Source organism: Mitsuaria sp. MSU3D (assembly GCF_056867975.1).
Map to the genome: position 1 here is coordinate 3,219,038 of NZ_CP200314.1, position 22,097 is coordinate 3,241,134.

General features: G+C 66.1%; 15 protein-coding genes, 1 tRNA gene and 1 pseudogene. 4 read left to right on the forward strand and 13 right to left on the reverse strand.

Annotated features, from left to right (window positions below):
• Window positions 1–105: 105 nt before the first annotated feature.
• The 6 genes and pseudogenes from clpX to AC1VNM_RS14030 form a co-directional block, all read right to left on the reverse strand.
• Window positions 106–1,374 carry an ATP-dependent Clp protease ATP-binding subunit ClpX gene (gene clpX / locus AC1VNM_RS14005; RefSeq protein ID WP_067275628.1) on the reverse strand — a complete coding sequence of 423 codons (1,269 nt, stop codon included), beginning with the start codon at window positions 1,372–1,374 and terminating at the stop codon, window positions 106–108.
• Window positions 1,375–1,675: 301 nt separating this feature from the next.
• On the reverse strand, window positions 1,676–2,281 hold the full coding sequence (gene clpP, locus AC1VNM_RS14010; protein ID WP_067275631.1) for an ATP-dependent Clp endopeptidase proteolytic subunit ClpP: 606 nt from the start codon (window positions 2,279–2,281) through the stop codon (window positions 1,676–1,678).
• 221 nt (window positions 2,282–2,502) lie between these two features.
• Entirely contained in the window at window positions 2,503–3,813 is a 1,311-nt protein-coding gene (tig, locus tag AC1VNM_RS14015) for a trigger factor (RefSeq protein WP_377152580.1), read from the reverse strand.
• Window positions 3,814–3,839: 26 nt separating this feature from the next.
• Window positions 3,840–3,926, reverse strand: a tRNA-Leu gene (locus tag AC1VNM_RS14020).
• A 208-nt stretch (window positions 3,927–4,134) separates the two neighbouring features.
• A pseudogene (locus tag AC1VNM_RS14025) lies at window positions 4,135–7,274 on the reverse strand (efflux RND transporter permease subunit).
• A 16-nt stretch (window positions 7,275–7,290) separates the two neighbouring features.
• On the reverse strand, window positions 7,291–8,460 hold the full coding sequence (locus AC1VNM_RS14030; RefSeq protein ID WP_483107317.1) for an efflux RND transporter periplasmic adaptor subunit: 1,170 nt from the start codon (window positions 8,458–8,460) through the stop codon (window positions 7,291–7,293).
• Window positions 8,461–8,722: 262 nt separating this feature from the next.
• On the opposite strand from AC1VNM_RS14030, the gene hpnC reads away from it, so the two are divergent.
• The 4 genes from hpnC to AC1VNM_RS14050 all read left to right on the forward strand — a co-directional run bounded on the left by hpnC (window position 8,723) and on the right by AC1VNM_RS14050 (window position 12,661).
• Window positions 8,723–9,595: a squalene synthase HpnC gene (hpnC, locus tag AC1VNM_RS14035; RefSeq protein ID WP_483107318.1), complete on the forward strand. Its 873-nt coding sequence runs from the start codon at window positions 8,723–8,725 to the stop codon at window positions 9,593–9,595.
• On the forward strand, window positions 9,592–10,488 hold the full coding sequence (hpnD, locus tag AC1VNM_RS14040; protein ID WP_483107319.1) for a presqualene diphosphate synthase HpnD: 897 nt from the start codon (window positions 9,592–9,594) through the stop codon (window positions 10,486–10,488). The genes hpnC and hpnD overlap by 4 nt, the downstream gene beginning before the upstream one ends.
• 1 nt (window position 10,489) lies before the next feature.
• The gene (gene hpnE, locus AC1VNM_RS14045; protein ID WP_483107320.1) at window positions 10,490–11,773 is read left to right on the forward strand and encodes a hydroxysqualene dehydroxylase HpnE; all 1,284 of its coding nucleotides are present in this window, start codon (window positions 10,490–10,492) and stop codon (window positions 11,771–11,773) included.
• 120 nt (window positions 11,774–11,893) lie between these two features.
• On the forward strand, window positions 11,894–12,661 hold the full coding sequence (locus AC1VNM_RS14050; RefSeq protein ID WP_088403548.1) for an IclR family transcriptional regulator: 768 nt from the start codon (window positions 11,894–11,896) through the stop codon (window positions 12,659–12,661).
• Between the two features lie 126 nt (window positions 12,662–12,787).
• Here AC1VNM_RS14050 and pbpG read toward each other — a convergent pair whose 3' ends face one another.
• From pbpG to AC1VNM_RS14085, 7 genes are all read right to left on the reverse strand, one after another.
• On the reverse strand, window positions 12,788–13,816 hold the full coding sequence (pbpG, locus tag AC1VNM_RS14055; RefSeq protein ID WP_377161804.1) for a D-alanyl-D-alanine endopeptidase: 1,029 nt from the start codon (window positions 13,814–13,816) through the stop codon (window positions 12,788–12,790).
• Between the two features lie 184 nt (window positions 13,817–14,000).
• Entirely contained in the window at window positions 14,001–15,542 is a 1,542-nt protein-coding gene (locus tag AC1VNM_RS14060) for a 2-isopropylmalate synthase (protein WP_483107321.1), read from the reverse strand.
• Window positions 15,543–15,674: 132 nt separating this feature from the next.
• Window positions 15,675–17,360 carry a 2-isopropylmalate synthase gene (gene leuA / locus AC1VNM_RS14065; protein ID WP_377152560.1) on the reverse strand — a complete coding sequence of 562 codons (1,686 nt, stop codon included), beginning with the start codon at window positions 17,358–17,360 and terminating at the stop codon, window positions 15,675–15,677.
• A gap of 254 nt (window positions 17,361–17,614) precedes the next feature.
• A complete protein-coding gene (pssA, locus tag AC1VNM_RS14070; RefSeq protein WP_377152558.1) occupies window positions 17,615–18,463 on the reverse strand; it encodes a CDP-diacylglycerol--serine O-phosphatidyltransferase in 849 nt (282 codons plus the stop codon).
• 92 nt (window positions 18,464–18,555) lie between these two features.
• On the reverse strand, window positions 18,556–19,572 hold the full coding sequence (ilvC, locus tag AC1VNM_RS14075; RefSeq protein ID WP_067275671.1) for a ketol-acid reductoisomerase: 1,017 nt from the start codon (window positions 19,570–19,572) through the stop codon (window positions 18,556–18,558).
• Window positions 19,573–19,623: 51 nt separating this feature from the next.
• Window positions 19,624–20,115 (reverse strand): acetolactate synthase small subunit, encoded by a 492-nt coding sequence (gene ilvN, locus AC1VNM_RS14080; RefSeq protein ID WP_431261263.1) that lies wholly within the window; start codon window positions 20,113–20,115, stop codon window positions 19,624–19,626.
• Window positions 20,116–20,291: 176 nt separating this feature from the next.
• A complete protein-coding gene (locus AC1VNM_RS14085) occupies window positions 20,292–22,088 on the reverse strand; it encodes an acetolactate synthase 3 catalytic subunit (protein ID WP_483107322.1) in 1,797 nt (598 codons plus the stop codon).
• Window positions 22,089–22,097 lie beyond the last annotated feature (9 nt).

The window sequence follows — 22,097 nt, forward strand, 5'->3', positions numbered from 1 at the left end:
CTAGGGCCCGAGCTACCAATTACAAGGTGCCGTTCAATAGCCTTTGAGCAATTGCTTTCCACGTGAAGTGATGGCAAGCGAATCGCCCGGGGTGTCTTCGCGACCTCAGGCGCTGGCCTTGGTTTCGCGATAGACCAGCAACGGCTTGGTGTCCTCGTCGATGTTGTGTTCGTCCAGCACGACCTTGGCGACGCTCTCGAGCGAAGGCAACTCGAACATGGTGTCGATCAGCGCATGCTCGACGATCGAGCGCAGGCCACGGGCCCCGGTCTTGCGGGCCAGCGCTTTTCGCGCGACCGCGCTCAGCGCCGACGGACGCACTTCCAGTTCCACGCCGTCCATCGAGAACAGCTGCTGGTATTGCTTGACCAGCGCGTTGCGCGGCTCGGTCAGGATCTGCACCAGCGCGTCCTCGGTCAGCTCGCCGAGCGTGGCGATCACCGGCAGACGGCCGACCAGCTCGGGGATCAGGCCGAACTTGATCAGGTCGCCCGGTTCGACTTCGCGGAACAGCTCGCCGACCTTCTTGTCGCTCTTGCTCTTGACGTCGGCGCTGAAGCCGATGCCCGAACGTTCGGAACGATTCTGGATGAGCTTCTCCAGGCCATCGAAGGCGCCGCCGCAGATGAACAGGATGTTGGTCGTGTCGATCTGCAGGAAGTCCTGATTCGGATGCTTGCGGCCACCCTGAGGGGGGACCGACGCCATCGTGCCTTCGACCAGCTTCAGCAGCGCCTGCTGGACGCCCTCGCCCGACACGTCGCGCGTGATCGAGGGGTTGTCCGCCTTGCGGCTGATCTTGTCGATCTCGTCGATGTAGACGATGCCGCGCTGCGCGCGCTCGACGTCGTAATTGCAGTTCTGGAGCAGCTTCTGGATGATGTTCTCGACGTCTTCGCCGACATAGCCGGCTTCGGTCAAGGTCGTCGCATCGGCGATCACGAACGGGACATTCAGGACGCGGGCCAGCGTCTGCGCCAGCAGCGTCTTGCCCGAACCGGTCGGTCCGATCAGCAGGATGTTGCTCTTGGACAGCTCGACGCCGTCCTTGGTGTCGGCCGCGTGGCGCAGCCGCTTGTAATGGTTGTAGACCGCGACGGACAGGGTGCGCTTGGCCACGTCCTGGCCGATCACGTACTGGTCGAGCGTCGTCTTGATCTCGCTGGGGACGGGCAAGTCCGACTTGCTGGCACGTCCGCCGGTCGCCGCCTCGGCGGGGACCTCGTCGCGGATGATGTCGTTGCACAGCTCGATGCACTCGTCGCAGATGAACACCGACGGGCCCGCGATCAGCTTCTTGACCTCATGCTGGCTCTTGCCGCAGAAGGAGCAATACAAGACTTTTTCGCTGGAGTTGCCTTTTTTCTCGGCCATGGGAGTGCTGCTGGGGCTGCTGAAGGGCTGCGGGGAATACAGGCAAGTGCCTGCATTGATGATAGTTCAATTGCCGGCACCACCCTTGGGGGGATAAAAGCCCCTAAGAGTGGTCAGTTGGTGCGGTCAACGGGCGGTCAGTTGACATGCGGAGCCGGCGGTTCGCTCCGCACCAGTCAGAAGACTTCCCGATCTTGAGAAATCTCCTGCTCGGAAGCGGCAGCGGAGGGCGGGGGAAGACAAGCGGCGCCCCTCAGGGACGCCGCTACAAGCCGGAAGTGAACCGGTCCCCGATCCGCGATCAGCGCTTCTCGATGACCTTGTCGATCAGGCCGTAGGTGGCCGATTCGGCGGCCGACATGAAGTAGTCACGCTCGGTGTCCGCCTGGATCTTTTCCAGGCTCTGCCCGGTGCGTTCGGCCAGGATGCGGTTCAACTGCTCGCGGGTCTTGAGGATCTCACGGGCGTGGATCTCGATGTCGGTGGCCTGACCCTGGGCGCCGCCCAGCGGCTGGTGGATCATGATCTTGGAGTTCGGCAGCGCGAAGCGCTTGCCCTTCTCGCCCGCGGCCAGCAGGAACGCGCCCATCGACGCGGCCATGCCCATGCACAGCGTCGAGACCGACGGCTTGATGAACTGCATCGTGTCGTAGATCGACATCCCGGCCGAGACGCTGCCGCCCGGCGAGTTGATGTACAGCGAGATCTCCTTCTCGGGGTTCTCGCTCTCCAGGAACAGCAGCTGCGCCACCACCAGGTTGGCGACGGCATCGTTCACCGGACCGACCAGGAAGACGATGCGCTCGCGCAGCAGGCGGCTGTAGATGTCGTAGGCGCGCTCGCCGCGGCCCGACTGTTCGATGACGATGGGCACCATGCCCAGGTTGCTGGTTTCAAGCGCGCTCATGAAATCCTCTGATGTGGTTCGAGATCACGACAAACCATTATGTCGTGCGCTCCATCCCCTGACCGTGCGAGGGTTCCCTCCCGGGAGGGCCCCACCCGACGGTAGCGCCGGGGAAAGAAAAAGGCGCCGGCCTTTCGGCCTGGCGCCTTACTTGGCGATGAGTTTGCGGCGAATCAAGAGCAACGCCGAAAAAGCCCGCGCCAAAGCAGCGTGTCCGCGGATCAGGCCGTGGCCATCAGCTCGTCGAACGGCAGTTGCTTGTCGGTGATCTTGGCCTTGCCCAGGATGAAGTCGGTGACGTTGTTCTCGATCACGACGGCTTCGACCTCGGCCATGCGCTCGCGGTCCGACAGGTACCAGCGCACGACTTCCGCCGGCTTCTCGTAGCTCTGCGAGATCTCTTCGATGTGGGCCTGCAGCTGCTCGGGCTTGGCCTGCAGGTTCTGCGAGCGGACCAGTTCGGCCACGACGAGGCCCAGGCGCACACGCTTCTCGGCTTGATCGTTGAACAGCTCGGCGGGGATCGGGGCCTTGTCGGCGTCCTTGATGCCGCGCTTCTTCAGGTCTTCGCGGGCGTTGGCGACCATGCGCTCGGCTTCGCCGGCGATCAGCGACTTGGGCACGTCCAGCTCGGCCTTGCCGACCAGCGCGTCCATCGCAGCGCCCTTGTTCTTGGCCAGCACGCGGAACTTCACTTCGCGCTCGAGGTTCTTCTTGATGTCGGCGCGCAGGGCCTCGACCGTGCCTTCCTTGATACCCAGGGCCTTGGCGAACGATTCGTTCACTTCGGGCAGGTGCTGGGCCTCGATCTTCTTGACCGTGACCAGGAAGTCGGCTTCCTTGCCGGCGACGTCCTTGCCGTGATAGTCGGCGGGGAACGCGAGCGGGAAGGTCTTCGATTCGCCGGCCTTCATGCCGCGCACGGCCTTCTCGAAAGCCTCGAGCATCTGGCCTTCGCCCAGCAGGAACTGGAACGCGTCGGCCTTGCCGCCGGCGAAGGGTTCGCCGTCGATCTTGCCTTCGAAGTCGATGGTGATGCGGTCGCCGTCGGCGGCGACGTCCGCGGCACCACGCTGGGCGAACGAACGGCGCTGCTTGCGCAGGATCTCGACGGTCTTGTCGATGGCTTCATCGGTGACGTCAGCGGCGACACGCTCGATCTCGGCCTCGGCCAGATCGGCGATCTTCACTTCCGGGTAGACCTCGAAGGTCGCGTCGAAGGCCAGCTGGCCTTCGGCCGCTTCGTCCTTCTGGGCGATGCTGGGCATGCCGGCGACGCGCAGCTTGGCCTCGTTGGCGGCGGCGCTGAAGGCCTCGCCCAGCTTGTCGTTGACGACTTCGTACTGGACCTGCGCGCCATAGCGCTGCGCCACGAACGACATCGGCACCTTGCCGGGACGGAAACCGTCGGCCTTGACCGTGCGGGCCAGCTTCTTCAGGCGCGACTCGACTTCGGAGTTGATGTCAGTGGCCGCCAGCGTGAGCGTGATGCGGCGTTCGAGCTTTTCGAGAGTTTCGACGGTGACAGCCATAGTGGACTCGGAATCAGTTGAGAGTGTGGTGCGCGGGGCCGGACTCGAACCGGCACGCCCGTGAAGGCGTCAGGACCTAAACCTGGTGCGTCTACCAATTTCGCCACCCGCGCCGGGTGAACTGAGGTCGTCGCGATCGCTGCGCACAGTCCTGCGCGACGGCCCCTTGGTAATTCATGAAGCGAAGGAAGAGCCCAGGGCCCGCCCTCCGCGATCCGGAAAACCGGCGATTGTAATCAAGGAATCGACGCTTTCCGACGCACCCCCGCCCGTCCCGGGCGGGGGAAACCCCTGCGAGGTCGGTGCGGGGTCAGTGCGCGATCAATGCGTGGACGGCGCGATGCCGGCGTCCTTGTCCCGCTCGACGCGGAACCAGGCCGCGTACATCGCCGGCAGCGCCAGCAGCGTCAGCACGGTGGCCACGATCAGGCCGCCCATGATCGCCACCGCCATCGGGCCCCAGAACACGCTGCGAGACAGCGGCACCATCGCCAGGACGGCGGCCGCTGCAGTCAGGGCGATCGGGCGCAGACGACGCACGGCGGACTCGACGATCGCCTGGGCCGGGGGACGCCGCGACTGCGGTCCTGCTCGATCTGGTCGATCAGGATGACCGAGTTCCGCTGGATCATGCCCATCAGCGCGATGACGCCCAGCAGCGCGACGAAGCCGAACGGACGGTTCAGGATCAGCAGCGCCGCGGACACGCCGGCGATGCCGAGGAAGCCGGTCAGGAAGGCCAGCATGGCGCGCGAGAAGCTGTGCAGCTGCAGCATCAGCAGCGTGAAGGTGATGAACAGCATGATCGGCACGCCGGCCGCGATCGAACCGGTGCCCTTGCTGCTCTCCTCGACCGCGCCGGCGATCGAGATCGAGTAGCCGGGCGGCATCTCCTTCTGCATCGCGTCGAGCGCGGGCCAGAGCTGGTTCGTCACGGTCGCGCCCTGCAGGCCCTCGATGACATCGCCTTGCACGGTGATCGCGAACTGGCGGCTCTCGCGGTGCATCACGCCGGGCTCCCAGGTGAACTGGGGCTTAGCAATCTGCGTCAGCGGCACCGAGCGGCCGGAGGCCGTCGGCACGTAGGCGTTGGCGAGTTCGGACAGCGTGTCGCGCTCCTGCACGGGCTGACGCAGGACGATGTCGATCAGCCGGTCGGCCTCGCGGTACTGCGCCACCGTCGTGCCGGTCACCAGGATGCGCGCCGCCTGCGCGATGCTCTGGCTGGTCACGCCCAGCGCGCGCGCCTTGTCCTGGTCGACCTGAAGCCGCAGGACCTTGATGGCCTCGTTCCAGTTGTCGTTGACGCCCACCATGTTGGGATTGGCGCGCATCTGCTCCTTGGCGCGATCGGCGTAGATCCGCAGCTGCGCGGGATCGTCGCCGGCGATGCGGAACTGCACCGGGTACGGCACCGGCGGCCCGTTGGGCAGCAGTTTCACGCGGCCGCGCACCTCGGAGAACTCCTGGGCCAGGATCTGCGGCAACTTGTGGCGCAAGGTCTCGCGGTCGGCCAGCGACTTCGGCAGGATGATGGCCTGGCTGACGTTGGTGTTGGGCAGGATCTGGTCCAGTGGCAGGTAGAAGCGCGGCACACCCGAACCGACCCAGGTCGCGATGCTGCCCACCAGCGGCTCCTTGGCCATGCGGGCCTCGAAGCGCTTGGCGATGACGTTGCTCTCCTCGATGGTGGCGCCTTCTGGCAGCCACAGGTCGACGAGGATCTCCGGCCGGCTCGAGTCCGGGAAGAACTGCTGCTGCACCTTGCCCATGCCGGCCAGGCCGAGCACGAACACCAGGATCGTCAGGCCAATGGTCTTCCAGCGGTTGAACACGCACCACGCGACCCAGCGGCGGAAGCGGTTGTAGAACGGCGTATCGAAGACCTCGTGCGCCTCGCCCTCGTGGCCGGCGCGGGTTTTCAGCAGCAGCGCGCCGAGGTAGGGCACGAAGTACACCGACACGATCCACGAGATCACCAGCGCCGCCGCGGTCACCGCGAAGATGGCGTAGGTGTACTCGCCGACGGTGGACTTCGCCAGGCCGATCGGCAGGAAGCCGACCGCGGTGATCAGCGTGCCGGTCAGCATCGGCTTGGCTGTGGCGTCGTAGGCGTACGTCGCCGCGTGCATCTTGTCGTAGCCCTCCTCGAGCTTGCGCACCATCATCTCGACGGCAATGATGGCGTCGTCGACGAGCAGGCCGAGCGCGATGATCAGCGACCCCAGCGAGATCTTGTGCAGCCCCACGCCGGCGTAGAGCATCACCACGAAGGTGATCGCCAGCACCAGCGGGATCGTGATGCCCACGACCAGACCCGGCCACACGTCGATGCGCAGCGGCTTGGTGTGCAGGCCCAGCGCGATGAAGCTCACACCCAGCACGACGATGACGGCCTCGATCAGCACGTGCACGAACTCGCCCACGGAGCTCTTCACGGCGCTCGGCTGGTCCTGGATCTGTTGCAGCGTGATGCCGGCGGGCAGTTGCTGCTGGAGCCGCTTGACGCTGGCCTGCAGCGCCTTGCCCAGCGCGATGATGTCGCCGCCCTTGCCCATCGACACGCCCAGCGCGACCACCTGCTTGCCGTTGAAGCGGACCATCGTCGTCGCCGGATCGACGTAGCCGCGGCGGACCTTGGCGATGTCGCCCAGGCGGATGCTGCTGGCCACGCCGGTCTGCGTATTGGTGCCGCGAATCGGGAATTCGCTCAGCGCCTGGACCGAGTTGAGCTGCCCTTCGATGCGGATCTGCACGTTGGCACTGCCGGCGTTCATCGTGCCGGCGCTCTCGACCGCGTTCTGCGCGTTGAGCTGCGACACCACCTGGTTGAAGTCCAGGCCCAGTTCGGCCAGCCGTTTCTGCGAGATCTCGATGAACAGCTTCTCGGCCTGGACACCGAACAGATCCACCTTGGCCACGTCCTGCACGCGCAGCAGCTCGGAGCGGACCGCCTCGGCCTGCTGGCGCAGTTCCTCGATCGAGAAACCGCCGTCGGACGACAGCGCGAAGATCGAGCCGTAGACGTCGCCGAATTCATCGTTGAAGAACGGTCCCAGCACGCCCTGCGGCAGCGTGGCCTTCAGGTCGCCGATCTTCTTGCGGACCGTGTACCAGAGCTGCGGCACCTCGGTCGGCGCGGTGTTGTCCTTCACCTGGAAGATGGTGAGGGACTCCCCCGGCTTGGTGTAGCTGCGGATCTTGTCGGCGTGCGGCACCTCCTGCAGGGTGCGTTCGATCTTGTCGGTGACCTGTTCCGCCATCTGCTGCGGCGTCGCGCCGGGCCAGTAGGCCTGCACGACCATCGCGCGGAAAGTGAACGGCGGGTCTTCGTCCTGGCCCAGCTGGAAGTAGGCGGCGAAGCCCAGCACCATCAGCACCACCATCAGGTAGCGCGTCAGCGGGGCATGCTCCAGCGCCCAGCGCGAGAGGTTGAAACCGGCGCGGCTCGGGTTGCTCATTCAGGGCTCCCGAGGATCAGCGCGAAGCAGTCGGAGCCGGCGCGGGCGCTGCGCCCTCGGTCGGCGTGCCCGGCGGGACGAAGCGCTTGACCTTCTGCCCCGGCGTCAGCACGTGGCCGCCGGCGGTCACGACCTCCATGCCGGGCGACAGGCCCTGCACGACCAGTTCGTTGCCTTCGGCGCCGACGACAGTCACCGCCTGCGGGCGTACCGCCATCGTCTTCGGGTCGAGCAGCAGCACGGAACTCTTGCCCTGTACTTCCATCACGGCACTCAACGGAAGCTTGATCGCGTTGTCCGACGGCGCGCCGGTCAGCACCACCGTCGCGGTCTGCCCGAGGTGCACGTTCTGGCTGTTCAGTTCGGCTTTCACCAGGAAGGTCCGCGTCACCGGATCGGCGGCGGCGGCCAGTTCACGCAGCTTGATCGGCTGCGCGTCGGCCTTGGTATCGGTCCAGAGGCGGACCTTCAGGCCGTCCGGACGCGCGGCGGCGGCGCGTACCAGCGCGACCTGGTCTTCGGAGACGGAGAACACGATGTCCCGCGGCCCATCGTTGGCCACGCGCACGACCGGCGTGCCGGCGGCCACGACCATGCCGGGCTCCGCGTCGACGCCGGTGACGACACCGGCCGCATCGGCGATCAGGCTCGAGTACTGCGCCTGGTTGCGCTGCACGTCGGACTGGGCACGGGCCGATTCGAACTGCGCCTGCGCGGCCTTGAAGGCGGCGTCGCGGCGATCCAGTTCGGCGGCACTGATGAAGCCCTGCTTGTGGAGGTCGATGTAGCGCTTGTAGTCCGCGCCCAGTTGGTCGCGGTTGACACGCGCCGCCAGCACGTTGGACTTGGCGGCTTCTTGCGCCAGCACCAGGTCCGAGCTGTCGATCCGCGCCAGCACCTGCCCGGGCTTGACCACCGATCCCAGGTCCACCTTGCGCTCGAGGATCTTGCCGGCGACGCGGAAGGACAGCCGTGATTCGACCCGGGCCCGCACTTCAGCCGCGAACTCGCGTTGGAGACCGGCCGATTGCGGCGTCAACACCAGCGTGCGCACATAGCGTTCCGGTTCCGGCGGCGGGGCCTGCTTGCCGCAGGCGGCCAGCACGGCCATGGCGGCGATCGCGGCGGTCGCCGACAGCCACGTCGACAGGCGTCCCCAGGAACCGGCGAAGGCGGATTCGGACACGGCGCCGGACGTTCCGGCGGACAGGGACACAAGAGACCGTTGGGGCATGAACACCTCGACAAAGCCACGACGCCCGACCTCGGGCATCGGAGTAACTGACTGACTGGTCAGTAATGTATTCAGCGTGTCCGAACGTGTCAAACCGACGGCGTACGGTTCACCGGGGTACTGCTCGTGGTCTGCGGAGATTGACGTCCTCGGCGAACAGCGCGTGGTTCGGGACGTCAGGTTGACGCAAACGACATCGCCCGCTCAGCGGAGAATGCCGCCCGTGAGCATAGAGCACTACGAAAACTTTCCTGTCGCTTCCTGGCTGAGCCCGCCGGCCTTGCGTCCCGCGATCATGGCGATCTACCGGTTCGCCCGGACGGCCGACGACCTGGCCGATGAAGGCGATGCGACGCCCTCGCGGCGTCTGCGCGACCTGGCCGACTATCGCGCCGACCTGCGTGCCATCACCGCCGGCCAAGCGCCCTCTCCGCGCTGGGCGGCACGCGTGTTCGCGCCGCTGGGACGGGTCCTGGTCCAATACCGCCTGCCGGTGCCGCTACTGGAGGATCTACTCGATGCCTTCGAGCAGGACCTCGTGAAAACCGATTACGCGACCCGCGCCGAGTTGCTCGATTACTGCCGCCGCTCGGCCAACCCGGTCGGGCGCCTGCTGCTGCACCTGTACGGCATCGACGACGTCGAGTCGCTGCGGCGCTCCGATGCGATCTGCTCGGCGCTGCAACTGATCAACTTCTGGCAGGACTTCACCGTCGACGGTCCACGCGGCCGGATCTATGCGCCACTGGAGGACCGCCGGCGTCACGGCGTCGAGGGACAGGACCTGCTGTCGCTGCGCGACAGCCCGGCGGCCCGTGCGCTGATCGCGGAACTCTGTGATTGGGCCTGCGACTTGATGGCCGAAGGTGCGCCGCTGGCCCGCCGGATTCCGGGCCGGGCCGGTTGGGAGCTGCGCTTGGTGGTACAAGGCGGCCTCCGCATCCTCGACAAGCTGGCATCGAACCGTTTCGACGCCTTGCTGAGACGGCCGACGATCGGTGCATCCGACGCGCCGCTCCTGCTGTGGCGCGCGATGACGATGCCGGCAGACCGTACGAACACACGCCGCGAAGGGACGGCGCGATGAGCACCAAGACCGACAAGACCTCCGACCCGACGACCGCCGGCGCTTCCACGCCGGAGCAGTACGTCCAGCAGAAGGCCGCCGCGAGCGGCTCGAGCTTCTATTACGCGTTCCTCTTCCTGCCGCCGCCGCGCCGCGCCGCGATCACCGCCTTCTACGCGTTCTGCCGCGAGGTCGACGATGTGGTCGATGAGGTGTCCGATCCTGGCGTCGCCGCGACCAAGCTGGCCTGGTGGCGCAAGGAGGCCATGAGCGCCTTCAACGGCCAGCCCTCGCATCCGGCGATGAAGGCGCTGATGCCGCACGTCAAGGACTACGACATCCGCGTCGAGCACCTGCTCGCGGTCATCGACGGCTGCCAGATGGACCTCGAGCAGACGCGCTACCTCGACTACCCCGGCCTGCAACGCTATTGCCACCTGGTGGCGGGCGTGGTGGGCGAGGTGGCGTCGGGCATCTTCGGCCGCACGGATCCCGGCACCATCGCCTACGCCCACAAGCTGGGTCAGGCGATGCAGCTCACCAACATCATTCGCGACGTCGGCGATGACGCGCGACGCGGCCGCATCTACCTGCCGGTGAGCGAGCTGCAGCAGTTCGACGTGAAGGCGCACGAGATCCTCAAGCGCGACGCGCCCTGGGGCTACAGCGACCGTTTCACCGCGCTGATGAAGTTCCAGGCGGACCGCGCGCACGCGCTGTACGACGAGGCGGTGTCGCTGCTGTCCGATACCGACCGCAAGGCGCAGAAGCCGGGGCTCATGATGGCCAACATCTACCGCACGCTGCTGCGCGAGATCGAGGCGGAGAATTTCCAGGTCCTTCACCAGCGCATCGCGCTGACGCCGCTGCGCAAGCTGTGGATCGCGATGAAGACGAACTGGCGCGGGCGCTGACGTGACTCGCTTGGCCGTCATCGGCGGCGGTTGGGCGGGGCTCGCCGCGGCTGTCGAAGCCGTCTCGCTGGGCGCCTCGGTCACGCTGTTCGAGATGGCGCCCACGCTCGGCGGGCGGGCGCGCAGCCTGGAAGGCATCGAGCCCACGCTCGACAACGGGCAGCACATCCTGATCGGCGCCTACACGGACACGCTGGCGCTGATGCGACGCGTCGGCGGAGATCCCGACCTCGACCTGCTCCGCATGCCACTGCGGCTGCGTTATCCCGATCGCGAGACGCTTCGGCTCCCGCCAGGGCCGCCCACCCTCGCCTTCTTGCGCGGCGTGATGGGCTGCGCGGCGTGGTCGCTGCGGGACCGGCTGCGCTTCCTGATGACAAGCAGCCTGTGGACGATGCGGGGCTTCCGCTGTGCTCCGGCGCTGACGGTCGCCCAGCTCTGCGCCGGGCTCCCTCGCACCGTGCGTGACGACCTGATCGATCCGCTGTGCGTCGCCGCGCTGAACACGCCGTCCAGCCAGGCCAGCGCGCAGGTCTTCCTGCGGGTGCTCAAGGACGCGCTGTTCAGCGGCCCGGGGAGCGCGGACCTGCTGCTGCCCCGGCGCGGACTGGGCGCGCTGCTCCCGACACCCGCGCGCGCGTGGCTGCTGTCGCGTGGCGCGGAGATCCACACGCAGCGAGTCCAGCAACTCGACGCGGAGGGACGGCGCTGGGTCGTCGACGGCGACGCCTTCGACGCGGTCATCGTGGCCTGCACATCCGTCGAGGCGTCACGGCTCACCCGCGATCTGGCACCGCACTGGAGCGCGGCCGCCGGTGCGTTCGAGTTCCAGCCCATCGTCACCATCTACCTGGAGAGCATGGGGTCGGCGCTGCCGGCGCCGATGGTCGCGCTGCGCGAATCGGCGACAGAGCCCGCCCAGTTCGCCTTCGATCTGGGCCAGCTGGGCCAGCATCCGGGACTGTTCAGCTTGGTCGTCAGCGGCGCCGCGCCATGGGTCGCCCAAGGTTTGGATGCCACCGGCGCCGCGGCGCTGACGCAGGCCCGGGAACATTTCCGATGGGCGACGCCACCGCGGATCGTTCGCGTGCTCAGCGAGAAGCGAGCGACCTTCGCCTGCACACCGGGACTGACCCGCCCCGACCCAACGATCGCTCCGGGGGTCTGGGCTGCCGGCGACTACCTGGCCGGGCCTTATCCCGCGACACTCGAAGGCGCCGTGCGCAGCGGACTGTTCGCGGCTCGTTCCGCAATGCGGCAATCCATCGGCGGCGCTTCCTCCTGACGCCCGTCACCCCCCGGTCCGCGCACCGCTGATGGGCAAAAACGACGGATTGCGCCCTCTGGAGGCCCCTCTCGGTTTCGCCATGCAAAACCGGGGAGAAATCCTTCACAATCGTCCGCCATGAAGTCCAAGGAGTTGCAGACCCCCGCCATCCAGGTCCTCGAGCGCACTTTCGCGCTGCTGGACGTTCTGGCCCAGCATCAGGACCCCGTGTCGCTGAAGTTGATCAGCGAGACGACGGGCCTGCACCCGTCGACCGCACACCGCATCCTGAACGACCTGACCTTGGGACGTTTCGTGGACCGGCCCGAAGCCGGCAGCTACCGGCTGGGCATGCGACTGCTGGAGCTGGGCAACCTGGTGAAGGCGCGACTGGACGTCCGCGAGGCCGCGATCGGCCCGATGCGGGAACTCCACAAGCTGACCCACCAGCCCGTCAACCTGTCGGTGCGGCAGGGGGATGAGATCGTCTACATCGAGCGGACCTACTCCGAACGCAGCGGCATGCAAGTCGTGCGCGCGGTGGGCGGCCGGGCGCCGTTGCACCTGACGTCGGTGGGCAAACTCTTCCTGGCGAGCGACGATCCCCAGCGCGTGCGCGCGTATGCCACGCGCACCGGCCTCTCCGGCCATACACGCAACAGCCTGACCGAGATCACCCTGCTCGAGCGTGAAATGGCGCTGGTGCGCCAGCGCGGCGTCGCGCGCGACGATGAAGAACTCGAACTCGGCGTTCGCTGCATGGCCGCAGGCATCTACGACGACCAGGGCAAGCTGGTGGCCGGCCTGTCGATTTCGGCACCCGCGGACCGGCTGGAGGAAGGCTGGTTGCCCCGACTGAAAGAGACGGCGACGCGGATCTCGGCCTCGCTCGGCTTCCGGGGCTGAGTTGGCGGAGCGGGGCCAACCCGGCAGCCGTCGTTGACAGTGCGGACCGGAAACGACGGGCAGGGTTTGAGGCGGAAATGACGAAACGGGCGCAAGGCCCGCTTCTTTCATTGCAGGAACGGCTGTTTACTTGGCCGAGATCACCGGAGTGAGTGCTGTCGCGCTGACAGCCGCCGGCGTTGCCACGGCCGCCAGCGGCGACGCGGCTCCCGTCAGCCACTTGCGCACACGCTCGGCGTCGCCGATGCGTGAGTACTTCCCGGCGGAATCCAGGAACACCATGATCAGCTTGCGACCGGCGAGCTGCGCCTGCATCACCAGGCACTGGCCAGCCTCGTTGATGAAGCCGGTCTTCTGCAGGCCGATGTCCCAGTCGCCCTTGCGGACCAGTCCGTTCGTCGTGCCAAAACGCACCTGCTTGCGACCCAGCGCGACGGTGTACTCGGACGAGGTCGACAGCTCGCGGATCAGCGGGAACGCGTGCGCCACCTTGACCAGCTTGGCAAGATCGGCAGCGCTCGACTGGTTGCGGCTGGACAGGCCGGTCGGCTCGACGTAATGCGTGTCCATCATGCCCAACATGTGGGCCTTGGCGTTCATCGCCGCGACGAAGGTCTCCAGGCCGCCCGGGTAGCTGCGTCCGAGCGCATGCGCCGCGCGGTTCTCCGAGGACATCAGCGCCAGATGCAGCAGTTCACCGCGCGTCAGCGTCGTGCCGACCGTCAGGCGGGAGCCGGTGAACTTCTCGGTGTCCTTGTCCTCGTCGGTGATCTCGATCTTGTCGTCGAGCGACTGGTTCGCCTCGACGACCAGCAGCGCGGTCATCAGCTTGGTGATCGACGCGATCGGCAGCACCGCCGACGGGTTCTTCGAGAACAGGACCTCATTGGTGTCCTGGTCGACGACGTAGGCGACGCTGGATTTCAGGTCGAGGGGATCTTCGGTGTCATGCAGGCCGTACATCGTCCCGAAGGACGGTTTGGACGGGACGACTTCCCGGATCGGGGCTGCCGCGCGGGCAGCCACCTTGCGCGGAGAGCGGGGAGCCGGCTTGGCCTGCCGCACGCTCTTCACCTTGGCTTTGGAGGACGACGAGGTAGCCGCCTGCGCCGATTGGATCGGCGCGAGACTGGCGGTCAAGCCCGTCAGCAACATGACGCCGCTGAGCGCGGCACCAGACAGCAATGTCGCAATGGTCTTCAATCCAGTCCCCAGGTCAGTGGGCGCGAGTGTAGGGGATCGCTGAAAGACCGGCAAGATCAATGACTTAACGCAGGCTCTTAAAGTACCTGAATCCGTGCCATCCGACGCGCCCAAGGGCTCCGCGTGCGTTGTCCTGTCAACCTTGGGCGGCGACCCGCTCCGTCTTGCTCTGCAACTTGTTCAGAGCGCTCAAATATGCTTTGGCCGAGGCGACCACGATATCGGGATCTGCCCCCACGCCGTTCACCACGCGCCCCGCATGTTGCAGGCGCACCGTGACTTCGCCCTGCGATTCTGTGCTGCCGCTGGTGATCGCGCTGACCGAATACAGCAGCATTTCCGCCCCACTTTGGACCTTGCTCTCGATCGCCTTGAGCACCGCGTCCACCGGGCCGTTGCCATCGCTCTCGGTGCGGTGTTCGATCTCGCCCTCGGCGAAGACCACCTGCGCCTGCGGCCGCTCACCGGTCTCGGAGCGCTGCGCCAGCGCCACCAGCCGGTAATGCTCCTGGAGTTGGGAGACCGACTCGTCCATCACCAGCGCGATGATGTCCTCGTCGAAGATCTCGGACTTGCGGTCGGCCAGATCCTTGAACCGGACGAAGGCGGCGTTGATCTCGGCCTCCGACTCCAGCACCACACCCAGTTCCTGCAACCGCTGCTTGAACGCATTGCGGCCGGACAGCTTGCCCAACACGATCTTGTTGGCACTCCAGCCGACGTCCTCGGCGCGCATGATCTCGTAGGTGTCGCGGGCCTTCAGCACGCCGTCCTGATGGATGCCCGACGCATGTGCGAAGGCATTGGCACCGACCACCGCCTTGTTCGGCTGGATCACAAAACCGGTCGTCTGCGAGACCAGCCTCGACGCCGGGACGATCTGCGACGGATCCACCCGAACGTCCAGGCCGAAGTAGTCGCGACGGGTCTTCACCGCCATCACGACCTCTTCCAGCGAGCAATTGCCGGCCCGCTCGCCCAGGCCGTTGATGGTGCACTCCACCTGGCGCGCGCCGCCGATCTTCACGCCGGCCAGCGAGTTCGCCACCGCCATGCCCAGGTCGTTGTGGCAGTGGACGCTCCAGATCGCCTGGTCGGAGTTCGGCACGCGCTCGCGCAGCGTCTTGATGAACTGGCCGTAAAGCTCCGGGATCGCGTAGCCGACCGTGTCGGGGATGTTGATCGTGCGAGCGCCCTCGCGGATCACCGCCTCGACGACGCGGGCGAGGAACTCCGGATCGGAGCGGTAGCCGTCCTCCGGCGAGAACTCGATATCGTCGGTCAGGTTGCGGCCGAAGCGCACGGCCTGGATCGCCTGCTCCAGCACCTGCTCGCGGGTCATGCGCAGCTTCTTCTCCATGTGGAGCTCGCTGGTCGCGATGAAGGTGTGGATGCGGGCGCGCGCAGCCCCCTTGAGCGCCTCGGCGGCGCGGGCGATGTCGCGGTCGTTCGCGCGAGCCAGCGAGCAGACCGTGCTGTCGCGGATCGCGTCGGCAATCGCCTTGACCGCCTCGAAATCGCCCTGGCTCGCCGCTGCGAAGCCGGCCTCGATCACGTCCACCTTCAGCCGCTCCAACTGACGCGCAATGCGCAGCTTCTCGTCCCTGGTCATGGACGCGCCGGGCGATTGCTCACCGTCGCGCAGCGTGGTGTCGAAGATGATCAAGTGGTCGGACATGTCGGGGCTTCCTTGCGGTGGCGGGCCGCGGGCCGGAGCGGCCCGATCAGCGAGTTTAGGCGGCGAGCGCGGCGCACGAGTGAGACGCCCTCATGAGACGTCCGAGGGCGGCGCGGGGGCCGCCCCGGTCCCTCACACGGCGACGCGGTCGGCGAGCTTGAGCACGCCGCGTTGCGACGCACGACGCAGGCCGGAGACGATCGCCTTCAGCGAGGCCGACGCGATGTTGCCGTCCATGCCGACACCGAACAGCGTCGCGTCGCCGACGCGCAGCTCCAGGTAAGCCACCGCCTGGGCATCGGCGCCGCTACCCATCGCGTGCTCGTGGTAGTCGAGCACCCGCACCTGGGTCTTCAGCAGCTTGTTCAAGCCCTCGACGAAGGCGTCGATCGGACCCTTGCCCTGTCCGTCGATCTTGACCATGCGGACGCACAGGTCCGCCTGCGCCTGCACGCGGGTCTGGCCGTCCTCGGCGGTATCGATCTGCGGATGCAGCGACGGCGCCTGCTTCACGCCGTATTCGCGGTCGAAGATGCGCCACAGGTCGGCCGCGCCGAGTTCCTTGCCGTTCGTGTCCATCACGCCCTGGACGATCTGGCTGAACTCGATCTGCAGGCGACGCGGCAGCTCGATGCCGTACTCGGCCTCGAGCAGGTACGAGATGCCGCCCTTGCCCGACTGGCTGTTGACGCGGATCACCGCCTCGTAGCTGCGGCCCAGGTCCTTCGGGTCGACTGGCAGATAAGGGATCTCCCAGATGTCGCCCTCCTTGCGGGCGGCGAAAGCCTTCTTGATCGCATCCTGGTGCGAACCCGAGAACGAGGTGTAGACCAGTTCCCCGACGTACGGATGGCGCGGATGCACCGGCAACTGGTTGCAGTGCTCGACGCAGCGGCGGATCTCGTCGATGTCGGAGAAGTCCAGTTCCGGATGCACGCCTTGCGTGTAGAGGTTGAGCGCGACGTTCACCAGGTCCAGGTTGCCGGTGCGCTCACCGTTGCCGAAGAGGCAGCCTTCGAGGCGATCCGCGCCGGCCATGATCGAGAGTTCGGCGGCGGCCGTGCCGGTGCCGCGATCGTTGTGCGGATGCACCGACAGCACGATGCAGTCGCGTCGTTCGACGTTGCGGCCCATCCACTCGATCATGTCGGCGAACAGGTTCGGCGTGGAGTGCTCGACCGTCGACGGCAGGTTGATGATGATCTTGCGCTCCGGGGTGGCGCCCCAGGCCTCGGTCACCGCGTCCACGACGCGCTTGGAGAAACTCAACTCGGCGCTGGAGAACATCTCCGGCGAGTACTCGAAGCGGAAATCCGTCTCCGGCTGCTTCTCGGCGAACTCACGGATCATCCGCGTGTGGGTGACGGCCAGGTCGACGATCTCGTCCTCGCTCATGCCGAGCACGACGCGGCGCATGACCGGAGCAACCGCGTTGTACAGATGGACGACGGCGCGCTTGGCGCCGACCAGCGATTCGAAGGTCCGTTCGATCAACGGTTGGCGCGCCTGCGTCAGCACCTGGATCGTCACGTCGTCCGGAATGTGGCCCTGCTCGATCAGCAGCCGCACGAAGTCGAAGTCGGTCTGCGACGCCGAGGGGAAGCCGACCTCGATCTCCTTGAAGCCGATCTTCACCAGCATCTGGAACATGCGCAGCTTGCGCTCCGGATCCATCGGCTCGATCAGCGCCTGGTTGCCATCGCGCAGGTCGGTGCTCAGCCACAGCGGCGCCTTCGTGATCTGCACGTCGGGCCAGCGGCGGTCCGGAAGGGCGATGGGGGCGAAGGCGCGGTACTTGGTCTGCGGTTGCTTGAGCATGAGAGCGTTCCTGTGGGTTCAGGGGCGCAACTCGCAGACTCTCCAGAAACAGGAACGGCCCGTTGCGAGTTGCATTCGGGCCGTTGATCTGGGATGAGCGTCTGGATGGACGGACGTGCGCGATCTAGCGAACCCGAAGGTCACCTAGTAGTAGCAGCGCAATTCGGGCCGGGGACGTCATAGCTGTTGAATATAGAGGCGCGGCGTATGCAGCGTCAACGTCAGTGGGCGAATGACCGAGCCGCAAGCATTCGCTATCGGTGAAGGCCCGCTTCATCAGGTTCGTCGGTCGACATCGCGATGACGCTTGCCGGTTTGCCCTTGGCGCGCCGGACCGCATAGACGACATAGCCTGAGATGCCGTACGCGCAGAAGACGCCGAACAGCACGCGCGGTGGGTCGATGTTGATCGCCGCGATGGCCAGCATGATCACGACCAGCACGATGAAGGGCACCGAACGCTTGAAGGTGATGTCCTTGAAGCTGTAGAACGGCGCGTTGGTCACCATCGTCAGGCCGGCGTAGAGCGTGAAACCGAAGGCGAGCCACGCCAGCGTTGGATCCCGGTGGATATCCTTGTAGCCAGAGCTGTCGAGCGCCCAGATCAGACTCATCACCAATGCCGCTGCGGCCGGGCTGGGCACGCCCTGGAAGAAGCGCCGGTCCACGACCGCGATGTTGGTGTTGAAACGCGCCAAGCGCAGCGCTGCTCCGGCGATGTAGACGAAGGCCGCGAACCAGCCCCACTTGCCCAGGCCCTGCAGCGCCCAGGAATACATGATCAGCGCCGGCGCCGCGCCGAAGGAGACCATGTCGGACAGCGAGTCCATCTGCTCGCCGAAGGTGCTCTGCGTGTTGGTCATGCGGGCCACGCGGCCGTCCAGGCTGTCGAGCACCATTGCGGCGAAGATGCCGTAGACGGACTGCTCGAAACGGCCGCCGATGCCCATCACGATCGCGTAGAAGCCGCTGAACAGCGCCGCCAGCGTGAAGAGGTTGGGCAGCAGGTAGATGCCCTTGTGGCGTGGGCGCTGCGGGGCGTCGAGGCTGTCCGCCTCGTCCTCGTCGAGCAGGTCCACGTTCTTGTTTTCGGTCGAATTCATGGGGCCGGAGGATAACCCAGCGCATCAACGGAAAAGGCCGCGCGGTGCGACCCGCGCGGCCTTCTGGACTGATCTGACGCGATCTGCGTGGATCAGTTCTTGGACTTGTCGACCAACTTGTTGGCCTTGATCCACGGCATCATCGCGCGCAGTTGCTCGCCGACCTGCTCGATCGGATGCTCGGCGGTCAGGCGGCGGCGGCTGATCAGCGTCGGGGCGCCGGCCTTGTTCTCCAGGATGAAGGACTTGGCGTACTCGCCGGTCTGGATGTCCTTCAGGCACTGGCGCATCGCGTCCTTGGTGGCCGCAGTCACCACGCGCGGACCGGTCACGTACTCGCCGTACTCCGCATTGTTGGAAATCGAATAGTTCATGTTGGCGATCCCGCCTTCATAGATCAGGTCGACGATCAGCTTCAGTTCATGCAGGCACTCGAAGTAGGCCATTTCCGGCGCATAACCGGCTTCGGTCAGCGTCTCGAAGCCCGCCTTGATCAGCTCAACGGCGCCGCCGCACAGCACGGCCTGCTCACCGAACAGGTCGGTCTCGGTCTCCTCGCGGAACGAAGTCTGGATGATGCCGGCCTTGCCGCCACCGTTCGCGGCCGCGTAGCTCAGGGCCAGGTCGCGCGCCTTGCCGGTCTTGTCGGCGTAGACGGCGATCAGGTGCGGCACGCCGCCGCCCTGCTTGTAGGTGTTGCGCACCGTGTGGCCCGGGGCCTTCGGGGCGACCATCCACACGTCCAGGTCCTCGCGCGGCTGCACCTGGCCGTAGTGGACGTTGAAGCCGTGAGCGAAGGCCAGCGACGCGCCCTGCTTGATGTTGGGCTCGACTTCCTTCTTGTAGACGTCGGCGATCTGCTCGTCGGGCAGCAGGATCATGACCACGTCGGCAGCCTTCACCGCGTCGGCGATCTCGGCGACCTTCAGGCCAGCGCCTTCAGCCTTGGCCCAGGACGCGCCGCCGCGGCGCAGACCCACGGTGACCTTCACGCCGCTCTCGTTCAGGTTCTGGGCATGGGCGTGGCCTTGTGAGCCGTAGCCGATGATGGTGACGTTCTTGCCCTTGATCAGGCTGAGGTCGGCGTCCTTGTCGTAATACACGTTCATGGTGGTCTCTCCGGGGAAAACAGGTCAGGGGTTGTTCAGTGAAGGATGCGCTCAGACGCGCAGGATGCGTTCGCCGCGGCCGATGCCGCTGGTGCCGGTACGCACCGTCTCGAGGATCGCGCTGCGGTCGATCGCGTCGATGAAGGCGTCGAGCTTGCCGGCATCGCCGGTCAGCTCGATCGTGTAGGTCTTCTCGGTGACGTCGATGACGTGGCCGCGGAAGATGTCGGCGGTGCGCTTGAGTTCCTCGCGCTCCTTGCCGACGGCGCGCACCTTGATCAGCATGAGCTCGCGCTCGATGTAGCGGCCCTCGGTCAGGTCGACGACCTTGACGACCTCGATCAGCCGGTTCAGGTGCTTGGTGATCTGCTCGATCACGTCATCGCTGCCGCTGGTGACGATGGTCATCCGCGACAGCGACGGGTCTTCCGTCGGCGCCACGGTCAGGCTCTCGATGTTGTAGCCCCGGGCGGAGAACAGCGCGACGACGCGCGACAGCGCACCCGGCTCGTTCTCGATGAGCAAAGCAATGATGTGTTTCATGAAGTCTCGTCCTTCGCGCTCTTCAGACCGCCGGCGGTAACCGGTCGGCCCTTGGCCACGCTCTTCGATCTAGGAAATCAGGTCGGTTCACCCTGAGCGATTCGGACCGTCCGCCGCCGGCCGCGACGCGCGCGGTAACGCGCGTCTCGACGGACAGCTTCAGGCCGTCACCGGTCTCAGAGGTCCTCGGACCCCAGCAGCATCTCGGAGATGCCCTTGCCCGCCTGGACCATCGGCCAGACGTTCTCGGTCGGATCGGTGCGCACGTCGATGAAGACGGTGCGGTCCTTCAACCGCATCGCTTCCCGCAGCGCGGGCTCCACGTCCGAGGGCTTCTCCACCAGCAGGCCCACGTGTCCGTAGGCCTCGGCCAGCTTGACGAAGTCCGGCAGCGCATCCATGTAGCTGTGCGAGTAACGCTTGCCGTAGTCGAGCTCCTGCCACTGCCGCACCATGCCGAGGTAGCGGTTGTTCAGCGAGACCACCTTCACAGGCGTCTTGTACTGCTGGCAGGTGGACAACTCCTGGATGTTCATCTGGATGCTGCCCTCGCCGGTGATGCAGAACACATCCGACTCGGGCTTCGCGAGCTTGATGCCCATCGCATACGGCAGGCCCACGCCCATCGTGCCCAGGCCGCCGGAATTGATCCAGCGACGCGGCTCGTTGAAGCGCAGGAACTGGGCGGCCCACATCTGGTGCTGGCCGACATCCGACGTGAAGTAGGCGTCGCGGTCGCGGGTCAGGTTCCAGAGCGTCTCGAGGACGTACTGCGGCTTGATGACCTCGTTGGACTGCTTGTAGGCCAGGCAGTCGCGCTTGCGCCAGTCGTTGATCTGGCTCCACCAGGCGTTGATCGAGTCGGCGTCAGGTCTTGCCTGCGCTTCCTTGATCTGCGCGATCAGTTCCTGCAGCACGTCCTTGACGTCGCCGACGATCGGGATGTCCACGCGCACGCGCTTGGAGATCGACGACGGATCGATGTCGATGTGGATGATCTTGCGATCGACCGACGAGAAGTGCTTCGGGTTGCCGATCACGCGGTCGTCGAAGCGTGCACCGACGGCCAGCAGCACGTCGCAGTGCTGCATCGTCATGTTCGCTTCGTAGGTCCCATGCATGCCCAGCATGCCGAGGAAGCGTGGATCGCTGCCAGGCATCGCGCCCAGGCCCATCAGCGTGTTCGTGCAGGGATAGCCCAGCAGGTCCACCAGTTGGCGCAACTCTGCCGTGGCCTCGCCCAGGATCACGCCGCCGCCGGTGTAGATGTAGGGGCGTTTGGCGCCCATCAGCAGTTGGACCGCCTTGCGGATCTGCCCGCTGTGGCCCTTCTTCACCGGGTTGTAGGAGCGCATCTCGACACGCTCCGGGTAGTGGAACGCAGTGCGATTGAGCGAGACGTCCTTCGGGATGTCCACCACGACCGGGCCGGGACGGCCCGTGCGCGCGATGTGGAAAGCCTTCTTGAGCGTCGTCGCGAGGTCGCGCACGTCCTTGACCAGGAAGTTGTGCTTCACGATCGGGCGTGTGATGCCGACGGTGTCGCATTCCTGGAAGGCGTCGAGGCCGATGGCGGGCGTCGGGACCTGACCGGTGATGATCACCATCGGGATCGAGTCCATGTACGCCGTCGCGATGCCGGTGATCGCGTTCGTGACGCCGGGACCCGAGGTCACCAGCGCAACGCCGACTTCGCCGGTTGCCCGGGCATAGCCGTCGGCGGCATGCACGGCAGCCTGCTCATGACGTACCAGCACATGCTGGATGGCGTCCTGCTTGTAGAGCGCGTCGTAGATGTAGAGGACGGCACCGCCTGGATAGCCCCAGAGGAACTTCACGCCTTCGGCCTGAAGACTCTGAACCAGGATTTCGGAGCCATTCAGTTCCTGACCGGAACTGACGGAATGGGGGTGCGGTTGTGAGCGAGCTTCCGTGATCGCTGCACGTTTGATGTCCGCGGCAGACATGTCCATATGTCGAAC